The sequence below is a fragment of the Xanthomonas sp. NCPPB 3218 genome (assembly GCF_056725185.1).
The window spans coordinates 920,562-941,371 of the sequence record NZ_CM161516.1 but is presented as its reverse complement, the minus strand read 5'-3'; the positions used below and the strand labels follow the sequence as shown (position 1 = coordinate 941,371).

Annotated in this window: 17 protein-coding genes; 6 read left to right on the top strand and 11 right to left on the bottom strand. The window is 67.0% G+C overall.

Annotated elements, in window-relative coordinates:
• Window positions 1–40 precede the first annotated feature (40 nt).
• Together AC1PLS_RS04000 and AC1PLS_RS03995 are read right to left on the bottom strand one after the other, a co-directional pair.
• Window positions 41–967 (bottom strand): DMT family transporter, encoded by a 927-nt coding sequence (locus AC1PLS_RS04000; RefSeq protein WP_184432097.1) that lies wholly within the window; start codon window positions 965–967, stop codon window positions 41–43.
• Window positions 964–1,755 (bottom strand): PhzF family phenazine biosynthesis protein, encoded by a 792-nt coding sequence (locus AC1PLS_RS03995; RefSeq protein ID WP_184432944.1) that lies wholly within the window; start codon window positions 1,753–1,755, stop codon window positions 964–966. The genes AC1PLS_RS04000 and AC1PLS_RS03995 overlap by 4 nt, the downstream gene beginning before the upstream one ends.
• A 128-nt stretch (window positions 1,756–1,883) precedes the next feature.
• On the opposite strand from AC1PLS_RS03995, the gene AC1PLS_RS03990 reads away from it, so the two are divergent.
• Window positions 1,884–3,293: an aminotransferase-like domain-containing protein gene (locus tag AC1PLS_RS03990; protein WP_184432099.1), complete on the top strand. Its 1,410-nt coding sequence runs from the start codon at window positions 1,884–1,886 to the stop codon at window positions 3,291–3,293.
• A gap of 580 nt (window positions 3,294–3,873) precedes the next feature.
• Here AC1PLS_RS03990 and fghA read toward each other — a convergent pair.
• The 7 genes from fghA to AC1PLS_RS03955 form a co-directional block, all read right to left on the bottom strand.
• Window positions 3,874–4,704 carry an S-formylglutathione hydrolase gene (gene fghA / locus AC1PLS_RS03985; RefSeq protein ID WP_184432101.1) on the bottom strand — a complete coding sequence of 277 codons (831 nt, stop codon included), beginning with the start codon at window positions 4,702–4,704 and terminating at the stop codon, window positions 3,874–3,876.
• A gap of 58 nt (window positions 4,705–4,762) precedes the next feature.
• Window positions 4,763–5,338, bottom strand: a complete 576-nt coding sequence (gfa, locus tag AC1PLS_RS03980) for an S-(hydroxymethyl)glutathione synthase (RefSeq protein ID WP_102255721.1) — start codon at window positions 5,336–5,338, stop codon at window positions 4,763–4,765.
• Between the two features lie 68 nt (window positions 5,339–5,406).
• Window positions 5,407–6,516, bottom strand: a complete 1,110-nt coding sequence (locus tag AC1PLS_RS03975) for an S-(hydroxymethyl)glutathione dehydrogenase/class III alcohol dehydrogenase (RefSeq protein ID WP_054591879.1) — start codon at window positions 6,514–6,516, stop codon at window positions 5,407–5,409.
• 63 nt (window positions 6,517–6,579) lie between these two features.
• Entirely contained in the window at window positions 6,580–6,855 is a 276-nt protein-coding gene (gene frmR / locus AC1PLS_RS03970; RefSeq protein ID WP_016902624.1) for a formaldehyde-responsive transcriptional repressor FrmR, read from the bottom strand.
• Window positions 6,856–7,127: 272 nt separating this feature from the next.
• Window positions 7,128–10,706 (bottom strand): PAS domain-containing sensor histidine kinase, encoded by a 3,579-nt coding sequence (locus AC1PLS_RS03965; RefSeq protein WP_481104237.1) that lies wholly within the window; start codon window positions 10,704–10,706, stop codon window positions 7,128–7,130.
• Window positions 10,707–11,068: 362 nt separating this feature from the next.
• Window positions 11,069–11,620, bottom strand: coding sequence for a hypothetical protein (locus AC1PLS_RS03960; protein WP_481104236.1), 552 nt, complete (start codon window positions 11,618–11,620; stop codon window positions 11,069–11,071).
• 243 nt (window positions 11,621–11,863) lie between these two features.
• Window positions 11,864–12,964 carry a glycosyltransferase gene (locus AC1PLS_RS03955; protein WP_054591881.1) on the bottom strand — a complete coding sequence of 367 codons (1,101 nt, stop codon included), beginning with the start codon at window positions 12,962–12,964 and terminating at the stop codon, window positions 11,864–11,866.
• 137 nt (window positions 12,965–13,101) lie between these two features.
• Here AC1PLS_RS03955 and AC1PLS_RS03950 point away from each other — a divergent pair, with 137 nt between their 5' ends.
• Together AC1PLS_RS03950 and AC1PLS_RS03945 are read left to right on the top strand one after the other, a co-directional pair.
• Window positions 13,102–13,821: a response regulator gene (locus AC1PLS_RS03950; protein WP_280817629.1), complete on the top strand. Its 720-nt coding sequence runs from the start codon at window positions 13,102–13,104 to the stop codon at window positions 13,819–13,821.
• Window positions 13,818–15,341, top strand: coding sequence for an ATP-binding protein (locus AC1PLS_RS03945; RefSeq protein ID WP_481104235.1), 1,524 nt, complete (start codon window positions 13,818–13,820; stop codon window positions 15,339–15,341). The genes AC1PLS_RS03950 and AC1PLS_RS03945 overlap by 4 nt, the downstream gene beginning before the upstream one ends.
• Window positions 15,342–15,476: 135 nt before the next feature.
• Here AC1PLS_RS03945 and AC1PLS_RS03940 read toward each other — a convergent pair whose 3' ends face one another.
• Window positions 15,477–16,841, bottom strand: coding sequence for a glutamate--cysteine ligase (locus AC1PLS_RS03940; RefSeq protein ID WP_024939451.1), 1,365 nt, complete (start codon window positions 16,839–16,841; stop codon window positions 15,477–15,479).
• Window positions 16,842–17,160: 319 nt separating this feature from the next.
• On the opposite strand from AC1PLS_RS03940, the gene AC1PLS_RS03935 reads away from it, so the two are divergent.
• Window positions 17,161–17,997, top strand: coding sequence for a helix-turn-helix transcriptional regulator (locus AC1PLS_RS03935; protein ID WP_435004316.1), 837 nt, complete (start codon window positions 17,161–17,163; stop codon window positions 17,995–17,997).
• Between the two features lie 104 nt (window positions 17,998–18,101).
• Window positions 18,102–19,079: an MBL fold metallo-hydrolase gene (locus AC1PLS_RS03930; protein WP_481104234.1), complete on the top strand. Its 978-nt coding sequence runs from the start codon at window positions 18,102–18,104 to the stop codon at window positions 19,077–19,079.
• A 72-nt stretch (window positions 19,080–19,151) separates the two neighbouring features.
• Here AC1PLS_RS03930 and yihA read toward each other — a convergent pair whose 3' ends face one another.
• On the bottom strand, window positions 19,152–19,775 hold the full coding sequence (yihA, locus tag AC1PLS_RS03925) for a ribosome biogenesis GTP-binding protein YihA/YsxC (protein WP_024939454.1): 624 nt from the start codon (window positions 19,773–19,775) through the stop codon (window positions 19,152–19,154).
• A 144-nt stretch (window positions 19,776–19,919) separates the two neighbouring features.
• Between yihA and AC1PLS_RS03920 the strand changes: the two genes are divergently transcribed.
• The gene (locus AC1PLS_RS03920; protein ID WP_184615659.1) at window positions 19,920–20,717 is read left to right on the top strand and encodes a c-type cytochrome; all 798 of its coding nucleotides are present in this window, start codon (window positions 19,920–19,922) and stop codon (window positions 20,715–20,717) included.
• Window positions 20,718–20,810: the final 93 nt, after the last annotated feature.

Genomic DNA, 20,810 nt, shown 5'->3' with positions numbered 1-20,810 from the left:
TTCCACGGCCGCCGCGTGCACGACGCGGCGACAACGTCGCTCAGGCCGGTGCGCTGTCTGCCACACGCCGCGGCCAGCGCCATTTCAGATTCACCGCCAGTGTGCCCACCACGATCAGCGCCAGGCCCAGCCACTGCACCGGCACCAATGCGTGGCCATAGAGCAGATAGTCAAGCAGGAGCGTCACCAGCGGATACACGAACGCCAGCACCGCAATCGTGGCCACATGCAGATGGCGATAGGACGAATAGAACAGCACATAGACGATGCCGCTGTGGATCACGCCCAGGCCCGCCAGCCACAGCCAGTGCACACCCGGATGCAACGCCGCACTGCTGGAAAACCCGGCCAGCAGGAACGTGCCGACCCAGCATTGCACCGTCACCACCGCCAGCGGCCGCTCGCGGCTGATACGGCGCGACATCAGCAGCGACGCACCGCATAGCAGCGCCGCCAACAGCGTGAGTGCAATGCCGATCAGATAGCCACGGTCGGCCGCCTGCCACAACCGCGCCGGATTTGCCGAGCAGGCCACGCCGACGAATGCCAGCAACGTCCAGCCCAGATCGGCACGCCGCGTGCGCTCGCCTCGCACCAGCGCGGCCAGCAGCAACATCACGAACGGAAACACGTGGTAGACCATGGTCGCCACGCCGATCGACGAGCGCGCCATGCCGGCGAACAACGCCACCCAATTCAACACCAGCAGCACACCGCTGACGATGGCATCGCGCAACAGCGCACGCTCGCGCAACAGCCCTCGTAGCTGTCCACCGACCAAGCCGCATACGGTAAGAAACAGCGCCCCGAACAGGCAGCGATAGAACACCGCCGTCACCGGATCCTGCCCGCTTTCGTGGACGAACACGCCGACCGAACCGATCAGGACTTCGGCAACCAGCAATTGCCAGACCGCCCGTCGCCCAGCGCCGGCCGATACTGCATGCACGGATAGAGGACTGCTCATAGCGCAATGGTTCCCTGCAGATACTGGACAGCGCTGCCGCGCACGTAGACATGCCGCGGCTCGACCCGGCACTGCAGTTCGCCGCCACGCGCGGAGGCCTGCAGCGCGGTGAGCTGCGTCTTGCCCAGCCGCTGCGCCCACAACGGCGCAAGCGCGGCATGAATCGATCCGGTAACCGGATCTTCGCTACCGCCGTTGCAGGGCCAGAAGTAGCGAGAAACAAAATCATGCTCAAGGCCTGGCGCGGTGACCGCCACATCGCGCGGCGCCAGTGCCAGCATCCGGCCCAGATTCGGCGTCACCGCACGCACCTGTGCTTGGTCGGCGTAGACGGCGATATACGCCTGCGCGTTCGCATAGACAGCGTGGGGCGCGATCGATAACGACTCAGACAACGCGTGCGGCACTACTTGCAGCAGCGACGGCTCCTGGTTGGGAAAGCGCAGCTCGAAGCTGCGCTCATCCATCCTGGCAACGGCGATCTCACCGACAGCCGGCGCACGCAAGCGTAGTGGAAACGCCGCCAGCTGGTGCGTCGCGATCACGAACGCGCTGGCCAAGGTCGCATGCCCGCAGAAGCCGACCTCCTTGAGCGGAGAAAACCAGCGGATGTCGAATACGCCACTGTCGTCGCGAACGAAGAAGGCGGTCTCCGAAAGATTGTGTTCGCTGGCGATGGCCTGCATCACCGGCTCCGGCAACCAGGCCTGCAATGGTACCACGGCTGCCGGATTGCCCTTGAAACGCAGCGTGGTGAACGCATCGACGATAAACACAGGAAGCAGCACAGCCAACCTCACAGAAGGGAAGATACCTGGCGTACTCACCGGGCACGGCCAGTCTGCAACGTGCTACCCGACCATCACAGATTCAGATACGCTGCAAATTGACCAATACAGATGGAAGGCGCCCGCAGATGCTGCTGTACGAATCGCTGGCCAGGCAGCTGCGGCAGCAGATCGAAGGCGGCACCCTGCGTGCCGGCGAGCGCCTGCCCTCGATCCGGCAACTGGCCGCCAACCATGGCATCAGCACCGCCACCGCCGTGCAGGCCTGCCTGCAACTGGAACGCGAGGGGCGCGTGCAAGCGCGCCCGCGCTCGGGCTACTTCGTGCGCAGTGCGGCGCCTGCATTGCCGGCCGCCGCACCCGTCCCACGTCGGCGCAAACCGGGCATGGTCGACAACCCCGCCTTGCAGCGCGTACTCGACACCTTGGCGCGTACCGACCTGGTGCCGCTGCACACTGCCACCCCCGCGCCTGCGTTATTGCCCACCGCGCAACTGGCCGCAGCCCTGTCGCGGCAGCTGCGTCGCCAGCGCACGGCGGCGTTGGATTACGCACCACCACAAGGCCACCCCGCACTGCGCCGGCAGATCGCACAACGTTATGCACACTGCGCAACCACCGTCGACGCAGAAGAGGTGGTGATCACCGCCGGCGCGATGGAGGCGATCAGCCTGGCGCTGCGCACGCTCACCGCACCAGGCGATGTGGTGCTGGTGGAAACGCCCACGTATCACGGCATCCTGCAGGCGGTGGCGGCACTGCGCCTGAAGGTGCTGGAGGTACCCAACCGTCCCGGCCAGGGTATCGATGTCGCGCGTCTGGATACGCTGTTGCAGCGCACGCCGGTGCGTGCGGCAGTGCTGATTCCCAACTTCAACAATCCAAGCGGCAGCCTCACGCCCGACAGCGCCAAGCGCGCATTGCTCGACAGCTGCGCACGCCATGGCACCGTGGTGATCGAAGACGATATCTACGGCGAACTGGATTGGTCGGGCCAACGTCCACGTCCGCTGCGCCATTTCGATACCCATGCCAACGTGATCACCTGCGGCTCGTTCTCCAAGGTGCTCTCGCCCGGCCTGCGGGTGGGGTGGTTGCTGGGTGGCGACTGGACCGACGCCCTGGTGCGCGCCAAGTACTTTTCCACCGTCGGCAGCGCCAGCCTGCCGCAACTGGCACTGGCCGACTACCTGGCGCAACACGATCTGGAACGGCATCTGCGCAAGCTGCGCCGCACCCTGGCCGACAACGGGCAGCGGCTGCGCGATGCCATCGTGCGGCATTGGCCGGAAGGCACGCGCGTGGGCGACCCGGCAGGCGGGTTATCGCTATGGCTGCAGTTGCCCGACGGCGGTAGCGGCCAGGCCGTGTTCGAGGCCGCGCTGGCAGAACGCATCGGCACCTCGCCCGGTCATCTGTACTCCAGCCGTGGCGACTACGCAGATCACCTGCGGCTGACCTGCGGCCAGCCATGGAGCGACACGCTGGAGCGCGCGATGCGCCGATTGGGCAAGCTTGCGGCGCAGGTAGTGCGTTAGCCGTTCTTGGTTTGTGGCAATGGCGATAGCCGACAAGATAATGATGTGACGCAGCTGGTCGACGCAGACTTCAGATGCGAAAAGGCTGCTTGCGCGCCTTACCAGGAAGTTTGCAGGGCGTTGTGTTGAAGCCTGCCTGTTGAATGCGCTGTATTGAAAAGCTGACAGGACGCCGTTATCCAAACAACGGTACGCCATGCTCTGCTTGCACCAGCACACCGACCATCTCGCCTGGTCCTTGCCCGCTCACCGTCGCGGGACCTTACGCGGCATGGATGCCGCGTAAGAGCCTACACGGACGTACTTGCGGCGTGTCCCGCGAGGGTGGGCGGGCAAGGGCCCTGCAGCCACGCCGCAGATCGGCTGCTCTACCGGCCGACCTACGCGCTCTACCAAGCTTCGCCGTATCCTCATCCGCCCCTGCGGGGCACCTTCTCCGGAGGGGAGCAGGGAGGTCAATTCGACGCTTTACTCATGCCGCGGCCCACGCAACACGGCAGCGCGGCAATGCAAGGTAACGCAATGCGCACCACCATCCACCATCGCATACCACGCACCTACCGCGCACTCGACCAGCCGATCAACCACGCAACGCCGCGGCATGGTGCGCGATGTGTTCGCCGATAAAGCTGGCGATGAAGTAATAGCTGTGGTCGTAACCGGGCTGCAGCCGCACCGTGACCGGATAACCGGCGGCCTTGGCGGCCTGTTCAAACAGCGGCGTCTTCAGCTGGTTCTCAAGGAATTCGTCGGCATCGCCCTGATCGATCAACAGCGGCAGGCGCTCCTGTGCCTGTGCAATCAACGCGGTGGCGTCGTACGCTTGCCACGCTGCGCGGTCCGCCCCCAGGTATTGGCCGAACGCCTTCTCGCCCCATGGCACCTGGCTGGGCGCGACGATCGGCGAGAATGCCGACACGCTGCGATAGCGGCCCGGATTCTTCAACGCGATGGTCAAGGCGCCGTGGCCACCCATCGAGTGGCCGCTGATCGCGCGCGCACCGGTGGTGGCGAACTGCGCTTCGATCAATGCCGGCAATTCGTTCACCACATAGTTGTACATGCGGTAATGCGCCGCCCACGGCTGCTCGGTGGCGTCGACATAGAAGCCGGCGCCCTTGCCGATGTCGTAGCCATCCGCGTCGGCCACATCGTCGCCACGCGGGCTGGTGTCGGGCGCGACGAGGATCACGCCATGCTCGGCCGCATACCGCTGCGCGCCGGCCTTGTTGATGAAGTTCTGCTCGGTGCAGGTCAGCCCGCTCAGCCAGTACAGCACCGGTAACGGGCCATCGGCGGCCTGCGGGGGCAGATAGACGCCGACCTGCATGCTGCAGTTCAAGCTCTGCGACTGATGCCGGTAGACGTCTTGCCAGCCGCCGAAACAGGCATGGTGTTCGATACGTTCCATGAGATTCCTTCGATAAAAACCCGCGGCCGGCACGAGCGCCGGCCGCGGGGTTGGACGATCAGTGCAGCAAACCTTTCTTGCGTGCCACGTTGGCGGCCAGCGCATCCATCAATCCCGGCGACAGGCAGTCGTACGGGGTCAGCCCGAGCTCGTTGAGACGCGCGCGCACGCCGTCCATGTCCGCCGGCGGCGTGCCGGTTTCGATGATGGAGGACACGAACGCCGCAAAGCCCGGCGGCGACCAGCCCGACTGCTGCGATAACTCGGTATGGATGAAGTCCAGACCGTAAAACGCGTGCCCCTTGTCTTCGATGCGACCGAACATATGCACACCGCAGCCGGTGCACGCATGCCGCTGGATCGCCGCGCTTTCGTCGACGATCTTGAGCTTTTCCGCATGCGCGGTCACCGTGACCTTGTCGCGCGGCACCACCGCAATCACCGAAAACGTCGCGCCTTCCGGCTTCCAGCATTTACTGCAGCCGCAGGCGTGGTTGTGCGCGGTCTGCGCAGCCACGTCCACGGTCACCTTGTCGCTGGCGCAGTGGCATTCAAGGGTTCCGCCCTGAAAGCTCTCCGCACCGCCACGCGCTATACCACTGTCTACCGAAGGATGAATCGAGACGCTGGTCATCATGCCCCTCCCGGAGTATCGGGTACCACGTGCGCGGAAGCGGCCGCGCGCCGCTCCTGGCCGTACGGTCAGAAATGGATCACGGTGCGGATCGACTTGCCTTCATGCATCAGGTGGAAGGCCTCGTTGATCTCTTCCAGCGGCATGGTGTGGGTGATGAACGGATCGAGATCGATCTCGCCGTTCATCGATTGCTCCACCATGCCCGGCAACTGGGTCCGTCCCTTGACGCCGCCGAAGGCCGACCCGCGCCATACGCGGCCGGTCACCAGCTGGAACGGACGGGTGCTGATTTCCTGGCCGGCGCCGGCCACGCCGATGATGACGCTCTCGCCCCAGCCCTTGTGGCAACACTCCAGCGCCGAACGCATCACGTTGACGTTGCCGATGCACTCGAAGCTGAAGTCCACGCCGCCATCGGTCAGCTCGACGATGACCTCCTGGATCGGCTTGTCGTAGTCCTTGGGGTTGATGCAATCGGTGGCGCCCATGCTGCGCGCCAGATCGAACTTGCCCGGGTTGGTGTCGATGGCCAGGATGCGCCCGGCCTTGGCCTGCACCGCGCCCTGGATCACCGCCAGCCCGATGCCGCCCAGGCCGAACACCGCCACGCTTTCGCCCGGCTTGACCTTGGCGGTGTTGTGCACCGCGCCGATGCCGGTGGTGACGCCGCAACCGAGCAGGCAGACCTTTTCCAGCGGCGCTTCCGGGTTCACCACCGCCAGCGAGATCTCCGGCACCACGGTGTACTCGCTGAAGGTGCTGCAGCCCATGTAGTGGTAGATCGGCTCGCCGTTGTAGGAGAAGCGCGTGGTGCCGTCGGGCATCAGGCCCTTGCCCTGGGTGGCGCGCACGGCCTGGCACAGGTTGGTCTTGCCCGACAGGCAGAACTTGCACTTGCGGCATTCGGCGGTGTACAGCGGGATCACGTGGTCGCCGACCTTGACGCTGGTGACGCCCTCGCCGACCTGCTCGACGATGCCGCCGCCCTCGTGGCCCAGCACGGACGGGAAGATGCCCTCCGGGTCGTCGCCGGACAGCGTGAACGCGTCGGTGTGGCACACACCGGTGTGGGTGATGCGGACCAGCACTTCGCCAGCCTGTGGCGGTGCGACGTCGATCTCGACGATTTCCAGCGGCTTGCCGGGTCCGAATGCAACTGCTGCACGGGATTTCATGTGGTGGCGCTCCTGACGATGGGGTTCAAGGACGGGCACGGCAGGCGCCGGCCCGGTGGGAGTTCATTTGAGATAGGACCGGACCAGCCCGAGCAGCTCCTGCACCCGCTCGGCGCGCTGCGCGTCGGAAGCGGCGGCGTGGCCGAAGTCCTCGCGGATATGCGCTTCGAGCACCTGCGACATCAGCCCATTGACGGCACCCCGGATTGCGGCGATCTGCTGCAGCACAGGCGCACAGTCTGCGCCCGCCTCCAGCGCGCGCTCAAGCGCGTCGCACTGCCCGCGCAGGCGTCGCACGCGTGCTAGCGCCCGCTTTTTCTCCTGCGGCGAATGCGGCATGACGGCTCCGGCCAGATACTGGGGGGCAGTATATGGATTCGTCCGAAAAAATCCATGCCCGTGAGCATGTCGGCGCAAAGAGGCTGCTGACGGTTGTGGCCTGGATCGGAGTCCAGCTGCGACACCACCACGCCAGCCATGGCGTTGAAGGTCCATCCAGGCGTCTGCAGCTCCTCGCCCCATGCTGCTGCACGGCGGCGGATTCGGCCCGCCGGCCGCCGCCGCACTGCAGCACGCCACTGGCAGGCGTGTGCAGGCGCAACACGCGCCCGTCAGCTGTCGTCGCTGTCCAGACGCATGCTCTGCGATACCGGCAGCTCGATGGTGCAGCGCACGCCGTCCGGCCCCAGCGCGTAAGTCGTCTCGGCCTGCAGCTGGTACGGCAACGCGCGTTCGATCAGCTCGCGCCCATAGCCGGAGCCCTGCGCCGCTTCGCCAGGCGCCGGCATATGCACACCGGTCTCGCTCCACTCGATATGCAGGCGGGTGCCCTTGGCGGTACCCAGCAGGCGCCAGCGCACCCGCAACTGGCCGCCGGCCTGTGCAAGCGCGCCGTACTTGTTGGCATTGGTCGCCAGCTCATGCAGGGCCAGCGCAAAGGTCTGCACGGTGCTGGAGCGCAGACGCACGCCGGCGGGGCCGTCCAGTGTCACGCGGTCGCCTTGGCCTTGCGCATCGATCGCGCCCATGGCCGACAGCTCGACCTGGATCAATTCATCGAACAGGATGCGATCGCCCTCGTTCAGGCGCGATAGCAGGCCCTGCACGCGCGCCAGGGCATCCAGGCGATCGTTGTAGATCAGCGCCAGCTCGGCGATGGTCTTGCTGCTGCGCTGCGTGTGATTGAAGACCACACGCACCACACCCATCAGATTACGCGTGCGGTGCTGCAACTCGGCCAGCAACACCTGCTGGCGATCTTCCCACTGCCGTCGTCGGGTCACGTCCTGGCCGATCTTGAGATAGCCCAGCGGCTCGGCGCTGCCATTGCGCAGCGGCCGCGTTGCGCCTTCGATGAAGACGTGCCGGCCATCCTTGCACCGATGCCAGCGCACATTCGGCGCGCCGCCTGTGTAATGCGCCTGCTCGATCTCGCGCTGCGGCACGCCGGTCAGGCGATCTTCGGCAACGAAGGTCATCGCGATGTGTTGGCCGATCGCCTCTTCCGCGGTCCAGCCGAACACCGCCTCCGCACCCGGCGGCCAGGTCTGGATGTGTCCGCGCGTATCGGTGGTAAAGATTGCGTAGTCGAGCGCGCTCTCCAGGATCACCCGGTAGCGCTCCTCGCTTTCGAGCAGCGCGCCCTGTGCACGCGCACGCTCCAGCGCCGCCCAGGTGCGCTCGGCGGTTTCCTCTGCCAGACGGATCTCGGCGGCATTCCAGTTGCGTGCGCTGCGTTGATTGACCACGAAGGTCGCCACCAGCTGGCCGCCCCTGATCAGCGGCACCACGATCAGCGCAGCGATCTGGTTGCCCAGATAAGCCGCGCGCTGATCGTCGGGCAATGCAGGATCGGTGGCGGCATCGCGCACCACCCAGGTCTGCGCGTCGAGCAGCCAGGGCATCGGCCAGTCGGTCAACGCGAAACGACGTGCATGACTGGTTTCATCGGGCTGATGCCAGTCGCGCTCGACCACGTACTGCTGCGCCCTGGCATCCACCTCGACGTAGTAGGCGCGGCCGGCGGCCAGATGCTCGCCCAGCACGCGCGCGGCCTCGCCCTGGATCGCAGCCGGATCGGACAGCGGCCGCAGCGCGTCGGAGAGTTTCAGCAGGAAGGCATTGCGGTCCTGCACCTCGCGCAGCGCCGCTTCTGTGAGCTTGCGGTCGGTGATGTCGAGCACGAACTCGAAGCCGGTGCCGTCGGGCAAGCGCTTGGATGCAAACAGGGCCCAGCGCCGGGTTCCGTCCTTGCACAGGTATTGGCGCTCATACGGTGTGGCGCTGCCCTTGGTCCTGAGTTCCTCGAACGCCCGCTCGCACAGGTCCCTGGCTTCGGGTGGGGTCAGCGCCTGCCAGGAGAGCGTGCCCGCTTCCACGTCGGCACGGCTGTAGCCGCTCATTTTCAGGAAGGTGTCGTTGGCATCGGTGAGGCGGCCGCCCATGTCGAAGTAGGTCGCACCAACGGTTTCGATCGTCAATGCGGTGCGGAAGCGTTCTTCGCTGGCACGCAGCCGCGCGTCGGCGCGTTTCTTGTCGGAGATGTCGCGGAAGTACACCGACATGCCACCATCGTTGGTGGGATAGATGCTGATATCCACCCAGTACCCCAATGCCGGCGACAAGGCTTCCAGTCTGACCACCTGGCGTGTCTGTGCCGCGCGCACATGCGCCTGATACGGAAGCGACCCGATCGAGTCGGGAAACTGCTCCCACAGCAGGTTTCCCAGCAGTTGGTCGCGCGAACGCCCCCACAGCAGCTCGGCTTTCTGGTTGATGTAGGTGAAGCGCCCCTGCGCGTCGACGCCATAGAAGGCATCGGAAATACTTTCAAGGATGTCGCGATTGCGCTCGGCAAGCGCGCCCACTTCCGTCTGCACCTGGCGCTGCACCGTGACGTCCTGCACCACCGCAACGCCACCGGTCACACCATCCTCTTCGCGCAGCGCCACCGCGGTGATGCGCAACCAGCGCTGCGCAGTGTCACGGGGATCGAGGAAATCCACCGGCATGGTCGCATCTTCGCCACGCAGCGCACGGGCGCAGGGAAATTCCTCGATCGCAACCGCCCGCCCCTGCTGGTCGACCCCGGCCCACGGTTGCTCCTGCAATGACTCGCGCGAGGGCACCCGCTCTGCCAGCTGCTCACGCAGTTGTGGATTACGGTAGGTGAATCGGCCTTGCGTATCGAACAGGCCGATTCCGATCGGAACCTGATCGAGCACATAGGTCAGCCGCGCCTCGCTTTCGCGTAGATGTTCCTCGGCCTGCTTGCGCGCGGTAACGTCGGCGCCGGCACCGAACCACTCGGTGATGCGCCCGTCCGCATCCAGTGCCGGTACCGCCTTGGTCGCCATCCACGCAATGCTGCCATCGGCGCGTCGCACCCGGTGCTCGAACACGATCGCGCTGCGCGCGCGGATCCCTGCATCGATCCTGCTCCGCACCAGCGCCTGATCCTCTGCAGGGATGTAATCCATGATCCAGGAACGGCTGGTCGCCATCGCATCGGCAGTGCGTGCGCCGGCGTTCAGCTGGTGCATCTCGTCCCAGTCGGCGCTCATGCGGTAATGCACCTCGGAACTTGCCGCCGAAAGCGCGGCCAGCCGCGACTCGCTCATGCGCAAGGCCAGCTCGCCGCGATGGCGCTCGATGTAGTCGGCAGCCGTCCATGCGAGCAGTTCGAGCAATCTGAGTTCGTGCTCCGCAGGCCGATACGGCACCGTGAACTGGGTCCCGAGCAATCCCAGCAGGCCACCGGCACGATTGAACAACGGAGTGAACTGGGCAGCACGGATGCCGCTGCACAGCGCGGCCTCATAATCGGGCGTTCCCTTCAACGGGGTGAAGGTTTCGATGTCCTCGATCACCAACTGCCGACGTTCGCGCCGCACGGTGTCGCAAGTCGCCTGGAAGCCGTCCTTCAGGAACTGCTGGACGAATGCGCTGCGTTCGTCATGTCCGCGATAGACACGCAGCTCCATCTCGCTGTTGTGTGCACTGACCAGTTGCACGCAGCCGCAGTCGGTACGCGCGAAGGCACAGGCAAGCGCGGTGATCTCCTGCAGCGCGATGCGCGCATCGGCCTGTGCCGCCAGGCTGACCTGCAGGGCATGCAGGCGACGCATGCCGGAAAGCTCGTCCCGCAGCGCCGCGTTGTCCTGCATGGTGTCGTCGGGCACGGCACTCATCGTGGCCGGCTCTTGCCTGCGCGCATCGTCGTCGATCATTCGTACCGGGTGAGCCCACACAGTGCGCAATCGATGGCGAAGAGCTTGTCAGTAGCGTGCTCGACACTGCCGAGTGTCATCGAGTGCCTGGCGTACGGATAGGACCCGGCTGAAGCATCACGGAGGGAAATCGCTTCAGTCGGCCTCGCGACTGCCTGGCGATTGTCAGAGGATCCAGGTAGAGGCCGCCAAGCGCGGCCAGTGTCCGCTTCGTCCGGATCCAGCGATGCATCGTGCAGGGCGACCGCCGCTCCTGCGCAACTCACTCCAGCTGCAGCGTCGCCGCCAGCAGTTGGAACCGACGGGCGGCGTGATCAGCACGATCAGCCATGCCGCGGCGGTGGCGCGAAACCTTCGGCCTCCAGGCATTGCGACAGCGCGGGCGGAGGCGGGCCAAGGGGCGGCGCGTCAGGCGCAGGCAACGCGATGCCTTGCGCGGTGGCACAGGCCTGCAACGCGGCATCGAAGTCGGGATCGTGGGGTGGCGGACCATGTGGTTCGCCAGGCCCGTGCGGGCGATCTGGCGCCGGGCCGTCGCGCCAGGGCCCGCCGGGCAACGGCGTTGGCTGCCGCACGCCGTTGCTGGCCAGACAGCGCTCAAACGCACTGTGGTCCATACCCTGCGTGGGCGCATCGGGATGCGGCGTGGCCGCAGCTGGCGAGGGCAAGGCCACTCCCTGCTCTTGAGCACAGGCCTGCATCGCGGCCAGATCGCTCGCACTCGGTGGCGGTGGCGGACCACGCTGTGCCTGCGGTGGCGCGGGCGGCGGCGGTGGCCCGCCGGAAGGCACGCCGCAGAAACTGGCGCAGCCGCCCAGGCCGATCACTGCGAGCAATGCACTGATGGCAACGGCTGTGGAGCGTGTCTGGACCATCGTCGATCTCCCTGGCTGGATGGCGCATGCGCGTACCGCACGCACATGGCAATAGCGGGCGATACCCGCTTGGTCAGGGAGAGCGTTGCATCGTGATATGTCGTGCATTTGCCGCTGCGCGCCGATCGCTGGCGTGCGCCGTCATGCAGCGTGCAAGACCTGGGACCACGCCAGCACCGTGCTGTATCCAACACGCTGGGGCTTTGTCAGAGCGGTGTCCCGGCCAAGCCAGGGGCTAACGCATCAGTTCTCGACGACCGCCTGGGCCACGTCTGTGGCGACGTCCGCCGCATCTGCCGGCAACGACGCCAACACCGCATTGCGAAAGCGCGCGGCGAATGCGGCATCGTTGGCCTGGTAGAACGCCCGCGCGTTGGCCGACAGCTGATCCAACTGCGCCTGCGACAAGGCAAGCGCGGTTTCCACCGCCTGCGCAATGCCCGCCGCGTCCACGAAGTAGTACGACGCCAGACGCCGCTGGTGCACCTCGGCCACCGGAATCAGCACGCCGTGCTCGGGCCTGACCAGTTCGTTCATCGGCTCACCGTCGGTGGCCAGCGTCACCGCGCCCACGCTCAGCGCTTCCATCAGGTAATGTCCGAAGCCTTCGGCCTCGGATGGGCACAGATGGAACAGGTGCGCGTTCTGCAGGCGGCGCAGTTCGGCGTCGTCGAGATAACGGACGCGGTGGTCGATGTTCGGCGCCACCACCGGCTTGCCTGCCGTGCGCGGATTCTGCACCACCGTCAGCAGCGGCCATTCCGGATGCCGCTGCCAGGTCTCCAGCAGCACACGGGTGCCCTTGGCGGTGCTGCGCCCGGCCAGATGGAAGAACGCACGCTGACGCACGACCTGTGCGTCGTAGCGATCCGGGCTGGTGAAGCCGATGAACCGCGTGGTGCAGCCCAGACTGCGGAAAATCCGCTCCGCGTGATGGGTCTTGCACAACACCGCGTCGAACTGCGGCAGCCGCGGCAGCCACTTGGGCAGCAACCATTCCGGATTGGGCACCAGCAGGTTGGTCTGGCCCAGCGGCAGGCAGCGCGCATACACGCGCTCGGAAAAGATCTGCACCGGCACCCGCCCGAACAGCGCGCGACTGGCCCACAGACGGGCTTCGCGTGCGGTGTCGTGCAGCCGCTGACTGGTGAAGCCCACTTCCTGCACCGGTATGCCGCCGGCACGCAGCGTCTGCGCCATCAGCACCATGTCCCGGGTCAGGCCCACGCCGTTGTCGCGGCTGATCACCCGCATCATCGGAAACGCCTTGTCATGCGTACACTCGCCATTGCTGCGGCACAGTGTCGATGGCCCGGTTTCCTGCGCGATGTCCCGTTCTGTCATGTTACGTCACACGTGTGCCAAAGGTTGACAAATTCAATCATTATGATGCGTGCTCCAGCCCTGCAACTGCGAGCACCATGTACCCGGTCGCCACCACCCTGCGCGGGCCAAGCTCCGCGCCACCGACGATGATCTCCATGGACATGCAACAACCCTGCGTTCTTGTGGTCGACGACGACCCGGACCTGCGCAAGCTGATCGGCGAGTTCCTCAGCGCCCACGGCTACCAGGTGGACGTTGCCGAAAACGTGGCGGAGATGCGCAAGAGCATCGCCCAGCGCCGCCCGGACCTCATCGTACTCGACGTGATGATGCCTGGAGAAGACGGCCTGAGCGCGGCGCGGACGCTGGCCAGCGAGCGCGGTTCACCTGCGGTCATCATGCTCAGCGCGCTGGGCAACGACACCGACCGCATCATCGGCCTGGAAGTGGGCGCCGACGATTACCTGGCCAAACCCTGCAATCCGCGCGAACTGCTGGCGCGGGTACGCGCCCTGCTGCGCCGCAGCCAGGCCAGCAGCGAGCAGGCCGACCACCGTGGCAATGTCTACGAGTTCGCCGGCTGGCGGCTGGACGTGGTGCGGCGCGACCTGCGTGACCCCACCGGCATCTTCATCAACCTGTCCGACGGCGAGTTCGCGCTGCTGCGTACCTTCGTCGAGCATCCGCAGCGGGTGCTCAGCCGCGACCAGTTGCTGGACTACGCTCGTGGCCGCGATACCGACGTCTACGACCGCGCCATCGACAGCCAGATCAGCCGCCTGCGCCGCAAGATCAACGAGCGCGTGCATACCGAGTTGATCCGCACCGTGCGCAACGAGGGCTACATGCTGCTGCCGGGCGTTTCGCGTCTGTGAGCAAACCGGCACGTCGCGGGCTGTCGATCTTTGCCCGTACCTTCGTGCTGCTGGCGGTGGCACTGCTCACTGCCCAGGCGGTCGGCATCGCCCTGCTGGTGATGCGCACTCCGGTCTACGAGCCGCCGGTGCATCCGCCGGAGGTGGTGGCGCTGCTGTCCACGCGCATGCCGGCCGGCACCCAGACCCTGACGGTGCACGAATCGGCCCAGGCCCCGCTGCCGCCGGCAGGCCAGGTGCGCGACGGGTTCGCCGAAATGCTGCTGGCCCATTGGCTGGATGTCCCCGAGCAGCGCGTGCGCTTCTACCGCAGCGCCGACGATCGTCAGGGCCCGCGCATCGGCATGTCCCCACCGCCGCGCATGCCCGGCCAATCGCAGGCATTCGGGGCCGATGATGGCGATGCCAGTTACACCGGCAATCGCCACGAGGCCTTGCAGCGCTCGCCGCCGGCGCCAGGCGGCTGGCCGCACGAGCGCCCCCCCGGTGCCCCGCCGTTCGGCAATGGACTGCGTCCGGACGACAGCCCCGGCGCCTGGGAAAGCGAGCGCCTGACCCCGGGCGTGCCCTTGCTGGACGGCTTCACCGCCGCGCTGCAACAGCCCGATGGCCGCTGGCGCACGGTCGAGTCGCCACCGCGGCGGCTGTCGGCCGAGTTCAAGACCCATGTGGTGATGCTGTTCCTGGCCGGCCTGCTGGCCAACGTCCCGCTGGCGTGGTGGTTCTCGCGTGCGTTGTCGGCGCCGATCAAGCGCTTTGCCGAAGCCGCCGACCGGCTGGGCCGCAACCCGGATGCTGCCGCACTGCAACGCAGCGGCCCACCGGAGATCGTGCGCGCGGCCGATTCGTTCAATGCGATGCAGGCCCGCCTGAACCGCCTGATCAACGAACGCACCCACATGGTGGCGGCGATCGCGCACGACCTGCGCACGCCGCTGGCGCGCCTGTCGTTCCGCCTGGACGGCCTGCAGCCGCCGTTGCGCGACAAGGCGCTGGCCGACATCGACGAGATGAAGGCGATGATTTCCGCCGCGCTGGATTTCATCCAGAACGATCGCCACCGCGGCAAGCGCGCGCCGCTGGACCTGCGCCTGCTGGTGGAAAGCGTGGTCGACAACGCCACCGACATCGGCGCCGATGCCGAACTGCTGCCCGGCCCGGCGATCACCCTGGATGGCGACCCGCTGGCCTTGCGGCGCGCAGTGATGAACCTGCTGGAGAACGCGCTGAAATACGGCAAGCGCGCGCGCCTGCAACTGCAGCGCGACGGCGAAGAGGGCGTGCTGTGGATCGACGACGACGGCCCCGGCATCGACCCGACCCAGCGCGAACAGCTGCTGTTGCCGTTCGTGCGTGGCGAGTCCTCGCGCAATCGCGACACCGGCGGCATCGGGCTGGGTTTGTCGGTGGCGCACAGCATCGTGCTGGCGCATGGCGGCGACCTGCGCCTGGACAACCGTGCAACAGGTGGCGGCCTGCGGGTGACGGTGCGCCTGCCGTGCATGCCGGAGCGGCGCTAGGGCCGGGTTGGAGCACGTTCTCTCGCCCGCAGGCTCGGCGGTGCAGGCCGGCGCGCACGCGAGAGTTCACGCCTGCAAGCAACGATCCGCGCGATCGATCAGCCGCGCGCGACCACTGCTGCGATCAGCAAGCGCTCAGTACGCAAACTCGCGGAACACGCGATCGATGTCGCCCTTCCATGCACCGTGATACAGCGCCAGCTTGCGCTCGGCAGCAGTCACGCCGCTCTCGGCGATCTCGGCGATCACATCCACAAAGCCGGTTTCGTCCTGACCATCAGCATTCAGGCGCGCACGCCGACGCAGGCCCTCGCGGGCGATCTTGACCGCTTCCACCGCCAAATCGCGCACCGTGCCATTGCGGAACGGCAGGCCGAGCGCATGCTTGGGCACGCCGTCGCGCAGCGCGTGGCGCTCGGTGGTGCTGAAATCCTTGACCAGATCCCAGGCCGCATCCAGCGCGGTGTCGTCGTACAGCAACCCCACCCAGAACGCCGACAGCGCGCACAGGCGGTCCCACGGGCCGGCGTCGGCGCCGCGCATTTCCAGGTACTTCTTGAGGCGCACTTCCGGGAATGCGGTGGTCATGTGGTCCGACCAGTCGCGCAGCGTCGGCAACGCGCCCGGCAATGCCGGCAACCTGCCCTGCATGAAATCGCGGAAGCTCTGCCCGCTGGCATCGACGTAGACGCCGTCGCGGTAGGAGAAATACATCGGCACATCGAGCAGGTAATCGACATAGCGTTCGTAGCCGAAGCCGTCCTCGAACACGAAGTCCAGCATGCCGGTGCGGTCGGCGTCGGTGTCGGTCCAGATGTGCGAGCGGTAGCTGAGGTAGCCGTTCGGCTTGCCTTCGGTGAACGGCGAATCGGCGAACAACGCGGTGGCGATCGGCTGCAACGCCAGCGACACGCGGAACTTCTTCACCATGTCCGCTTCGGTGGCGTAATCCAGGTTGACCTGCACCGTGCAGGTGCGGGTCATCATGTCCAGGCCGAGCGAGCCGACCTTGGGCATGTAGTTCTTCATGATCTGGTAGCGGCCCTTGGGCATCCACGGCATTTCATCGCGGCGCCACTTGGGCTGGAAGCCCATGCCCAGGAACCCCAGCTGCAACTCGCCGGCCACCTGCGCCACTTCGTCCAGATGGGTGCCGGTTTCCACGCAGGTGTGATGCAGGGTTTCCACTGCCGCGCCCGACAGTTCCAGCTGGCCGGCCGGCTCCAGCGTCACCGAGGCGCCGTCGCGCAGCAGCGCGATGGTGTGGCCGTTTTCCTGCACCGGCTCCCAGCCGAAGCGGGTCAACCCGGTCAGCAATGCCTGGATGCCGCGCTCACCTTCGAACGTGGGCGCGCGCAGGTCGTCGAGCTGGAAGCCGAACTTTTCGTGCTCGGTGCCGATCCGCCAGTCAGCGCTGGGCTTCTCGCCGGAGGCCAGCACCTGGACCAGCTCCGCGCGTTCGGTGATCGGCGTTTCGGCAACGTGGCTGGGACTCGACAAGGGCAGGCTCGCAAAAAAATTTAGGGGAACGATGTGGGGGTCCTCCCCTGCCACCGCAAGGCCCGCACTATAACCGCAGGGCATGGAAAGAATTGCTGCCATCGGCCGGGTCTGAGATTTCCATCCATGCGCACGGCGTGGCCGAGGCAGGCAGCAAGCGCTGGCGTGACCGCGGCACCCGAGGCCGGGCGTGACGGAGGCGCAGTGGGTCGCAACCGTCCAGGCTGAAACTGGACACCCGCAACTTCCCGCAGGCGCGGATCCACGGCGTTTGATCGTCCGCAGCCGCGCAGCCGCGATCCTGTAGCATCGCCCGGCCATGACCGTTGCGCCCACACCCACCGACGCCCTGCTCGCGCAGATGGCCAGCCTGCTGCACTGCGAGCGCGCCGAGGGGTTTGCCTGCGTGAGTGCGCGGCGCGAACACGGGGCGCGCTCGGTGGATCTGACCCAGGCGCAGTTCGCAATTGTGTTGCAGGGTCGCAAGCAGGTGCGCAGCGCGACCCAATCGCTGCAGTTCATGCCGGGCGACCTGTTCCTGGTGACCCGCCGTTGCCGCATCGATGTGATCAACACGCCCGACCCGCAGACCGGGCTCTACCTGAGCGTGGTGGTCCCGCTCTGCGAAGAGGCGCTGGCCGCTGCACGCGCATTGTGGAACGAGCCGCTGCCCGAGGCCGGCGCCGACATCGCGCAACTGCCGGCGATCGATTTCGCGCTGACGCTGCGGCAGTGGCGCGATGCGCTGCAGCACGGCCTGTATACCGAAGCACGCCTGGCGCTGGCCGCACTGGTCGTCACCCTCTGCCGCCGCGGCCACGGCGGCCTGTTGCTGCCGCCGGCACCAAGCGTTGCCGAGCAGGTGCGTACGCTGATCACCGCGCAACCGCAGCGGGCGTGGCGCTCGCGCGATATCGAGGACAGCCTGGGCATCAGCGGCGCCACCTTGCGCCGGCATCTGGCTGCCGAACACCGCTCGCTGCGCGAACTGATCACCGACGCGCGGCTGGCGCACGCCATGGCCTTGCTCTACAGCACGCGCTGGCCGCTCAAGACCGTGGCCGCGCGGGCCGGCTATCGCTCTACCCGCAGCTTCAGTCAGCGCTTCCAGCAGCGCTACGGGCTGGATCCGGCCAGCATCGGCAATAGCCGCTAGATCGCCGACGCGAGCGCTTCGCGCAGCGCAATGAGCGAATCGCGCAGGTCGCAGCGGCCAGCATGGCGACACCGCGGCGCTTGCCGCCTGTCCTGGAGTTGCTCATGTCTGTTTTTTCTGCCCTGCGTTCGCTGGCGCCGCTGTTGCTCGCCGCAAGCGCCACGCTGGCGCACGCCGCTGCGCCCGCAGCCACCCGCGCACAGGTCCCCGGCTTCTACCTGCAGCGCATCGGCACGCTGCGCGTCACCGCCTTGTTCGACGGCAGCGTGGCGTTGACGCGGCAACAGCTGTCCAACGTGGCCCCGGCAGAGCGCGACCGCCTGCTCGCGCAGGGCTACGTGCCCGAAGACGGCAAGGGGCTGCAGACGGCAGTCAACGCCTATCTGATCCAGGACGGCCGCCACCTCAGCCTGGTCGATACCGGTACCGCGCAGTGCCTGGGGCCCGGCCTGGGTCAGGTGCTGAGCAACCTGCGCGCCGCCGGTTACGACCCCGCCCAGATCGACGATGTGCTGCTCACCCACGCGCATCCGGACCACCTGTGCGGCCTGCTCGATGCGCAGGGCAGGCCGGCCTTTCCCAATGCCACGGTGTGGCTGTCCGAGGCCGATGCCGCGTACTGGCTGGACCCGGCCTCGGAGGCCGGTGCCGCGCCGATGCTGCAGTTCGCCTTCCCGCTGGCACGCGCAGCGGTGGCGCCGTATCAGGCCCAGGGTCGGCTGCGCCGCTTCCAGCCCGGCATCAGCGCATTGCCGGCCGGCATCACCGCGCTGGACAGCCAGGGCCACACGCCCGGCCATGTCTCCTATCGCTTCGACGGTGGCACCGGCAACACGGTGCTGGTGTGGGGCGATGTGCTGCATTACCACGCGGTGCAGTTTGCCCGGCCGGACGCCTCGTTCGAGGCCGACAGCGACCGCAGCAAGGCGATCGCCTCACGGCGTCACCTGCTGGCGCAGGCCGCCGACGGCCGCTGGTGGGTGGCCGGCGCGCATCTGCCGTTCCCGGGGCTGGGTCATGTGCGCCGTGAGGGCAAGGCGTTCGCCTGGGTGCCGACCGAATTCGGCGCGGTGCCGCAATGAAAAAACGGCGAGCCCTGGCTCGCCGTCCTGATGCTCTGAAGGCCAGGCGTCATCCGCCAGGCCCGGCCCGGCTCACTCCGCGGCAGGCGCCGCGACGTCCAGGCCCAACCAGCCGCCGACGATGCCGCGCAACTCGTCCACGCCCTGGCGCGACTCGCCGGAGTAGGTCTGCACGGTCACGCTGTCGCCAAAGCGCGAGGTCACTTCCTTCTTGACCTTCTGCAGCGTCTGCATCTGCTGGCCACGGCCGAGCTTGTCGGCCTTGGTCAGCAAACCGTGCGCGGGCAGGCCGCGCTCGGCCGCATAGCCGAGCATCTGCAGGTCGTAATCCTTGAGCGGATGGCGGATGTCCATCACCACCACCAGCCCGCGCAGGGCTTCGCGGGTGCGGAAATAGCGGTCGATGAAGGCCTGCCAGTGCGCCTGCAGGTCCTGCGGCACCTTGGCGTAGCCGTAACCGGGCAGATCCACCAGATAGCGCTCGGGCTGGATCTGGAAGAACACCAGCTGCTGGGTGCGGCCGGGGGTCTTGGACACCCGGGCCAGTGCGTTCTGGCGGGTCAGCGCGTTGAGCGCGCTGGATTTTCCGGCGTTGGAGCGGCCGGCGAAGGCGACCTCGTAGCCGCCATCGTCGGGCAATTGCCGGGCGTTGTGGGCGGACAGGTGGTAGCGGGCTTGTTCGATAAGGAGCGACATCTCCCTAGGATCGCACGTTCGGGGCCTGACGGTTTTGCTGCACTGTTCGTTGACCCTGGCGCAAAGGCGTGTCGATAATCGAAGCACGCCTGCCACAGCCAGCACCCAACGCGCGCGGGCCGGGTCCATACGGAGCTTTAGCTGATGCGCCATGCTCGTGTGCTAGTCCTCGCCGCCCTCGCCGTGCCGGTCATCGCCGCCGTGGCGTTTGCGCAGTCGGCGGTCACGCCGATCCCCGATCCGCCGCCGGTGCGCATTGCCCCGCTGGAGGTGGACCTGTCCAAGACCACCTGGGGCGATGCCAAGGCCGGCCAGACCAAGGCCGCCGCCTGCGCGGCCTGCCATGGCCCGGACGGCAATCCGGCGGTGGCCATGTACCCGCGCATCGCCGGCCAGACCGAGCGCTACGTGGCGCACCAGGTCGCCTTGATCGCCAGCGGCGAGCGCAATACCGGCATGTCGGCGGTGATGGTGCCGTTCGTCAAGGACCTCACCGCGCAGGACATGCGCGACCTGGGCGCCTACTTCGCCACGCAAAAAGCCGCTGCCGGGGTGGCCGACGATGCGGTGGTCAACGAGGGGCCGTACCAGGGCCTGAAGTTCTACCAAGTCGGCGAGAAGCTCTACCGCAGCGGCGATGTCGCGCGCGGCGTGCCGGCCTGCATGGCCTGCCATGGCCCGTCCGGCAGCGGCAATCCGGGCCCGGCGTATCCGCGCCTGGGCGGCCAGCATGCCGAGTACGTGGCGCGGCGCCTGAAGGAATACAAGGCCGGCACCACCCAGGAGCGCAACCCGGCGCTGTTCAATATCATGGCGCAGGTGGCGCACCCGCTGACCGAGCAGGAGATCCAGGCGCTGGCCAGCTATCTGCAGGGTCTGCACGACCGCGCCGACGATGCCGCCGCCGCGCAACTGCCCGCAGCAACGCCCGCCCGCTCATGAGCTGACCGCCGCAACCGCCACAGCGTGTCACGACGCCGGTCCCGCGACCGGCGTCGTCGTTTCCCGCCCTCCCCCTTCCCACCCCCACGGAGC

What these genes read in the sequence shown, in the direction of transcription:
- AC1PLS_RS03960 (WP_481104236.1), bottom strand. Translation starts at nt 11,620, where the DNA reads ATGGTCCAGACACGCTCCACAGCCGTTGCCATCAGTGCATTGCTCGCA.
- AC1PLS_RS03930 (WP_481104234.1), top strand. Translation starts at nt 18,102, where the DNA reads ATGTCTGTTTTTTCTGCCCTGCGTTCGCTGGCGCCGCTGTTGCTCGCC.
- gfa (WP_102255721.1), bottom strand. Translation starts at nt 5,338, where the DNA reads ATGACCAGCGTCTCGATTCATCCTTCGGTAGACAGTGGTATAGCGCGT.
- yihA (WP_024939454.1), bottom strand. Translation starts at nt 19,775, where the DNA reads ATGTCGCTCCTTATCGAACAAGCCCGCTACCACCTGTCCGCCCACAAC.
- AC1PLS_RS03990 (WP_184432099.1), top strand. Translation starts at nt 1,884, where the DNA reads ATGCTGCTGTACGAATCGCTGGCCAGGCAGCTGCGGCAGCAGATCGAA.
- AC1PLS_RS04000 (WP_184432097.1), bottom strand. Translation starts at nt 967, where the DNA reads ATGAGCAGTCCTCTATCCGTGCATGCAGTATCGGCCGGCGCTGGGCGA.
- AC1PLS_RS03955 (WP_054591881.1), bottom strand. Translation starts at nt 12,964, where the DNA reads ATGACAGAACGGGACATCGCGCAGGAAACCGGGCCATCGACACTGTGC.
- AC1PLS_RS03965 (WP_481104237.1), bottom strand. Translation starts at nt 10,706, where the DNA reads ATGAGTGCCGTGCCCGACGACACCATGCAGGACAACGCGGCGCTGCGG.
- AC1PLS_RS03935 (WP_435004316.1), top strand. Translation starts at nt 17,161, where the DNA reads ATGACCGTTGCGCCCACACCCACCGACGCCCTGCTCGCGCAGATGGCC.
- AC1PLS_RS03950 (WP_280817629.1), top strand. Translation starts at nt 13,102, where the DNA reads ATGGACATGCAACAACCCTGCGTTCTTGTGGTCGACGACGACCCGGAC.
- AC1PLS_RS03975 (WP_054591879.1), bottom strand. Translation starts at nt 6,516, where the DNA reads ATGAAATCCCGTGCAGCAGTTGCATTCGGACCCGGCAAGCCGCTGGAA.
- frmR (WP_016902624.1), bottom strand. Translation starts at nt 6,855, where the DNA reads ATGCCGCATTCGCCGCAGGAGAAAAAGCGGGCGCTAGCACGCGTGCGA.
- AC1PLS_RS03920 (WP_184615659.1), top strand. Translation starts at nt 19,920, where the DNA reads ATGCGCCATGCTCGTGTGCTAGTCCTCGCCGCCCTCGCCGTGCCGGTC.
- fghA (WP_184432101.1), bottom strand. Translation starts at nt 4,704, where the DNA reads ATGGAACGTATCGAACACCATGCCTGTTTCGGCGGCTGGCAAGACGTC.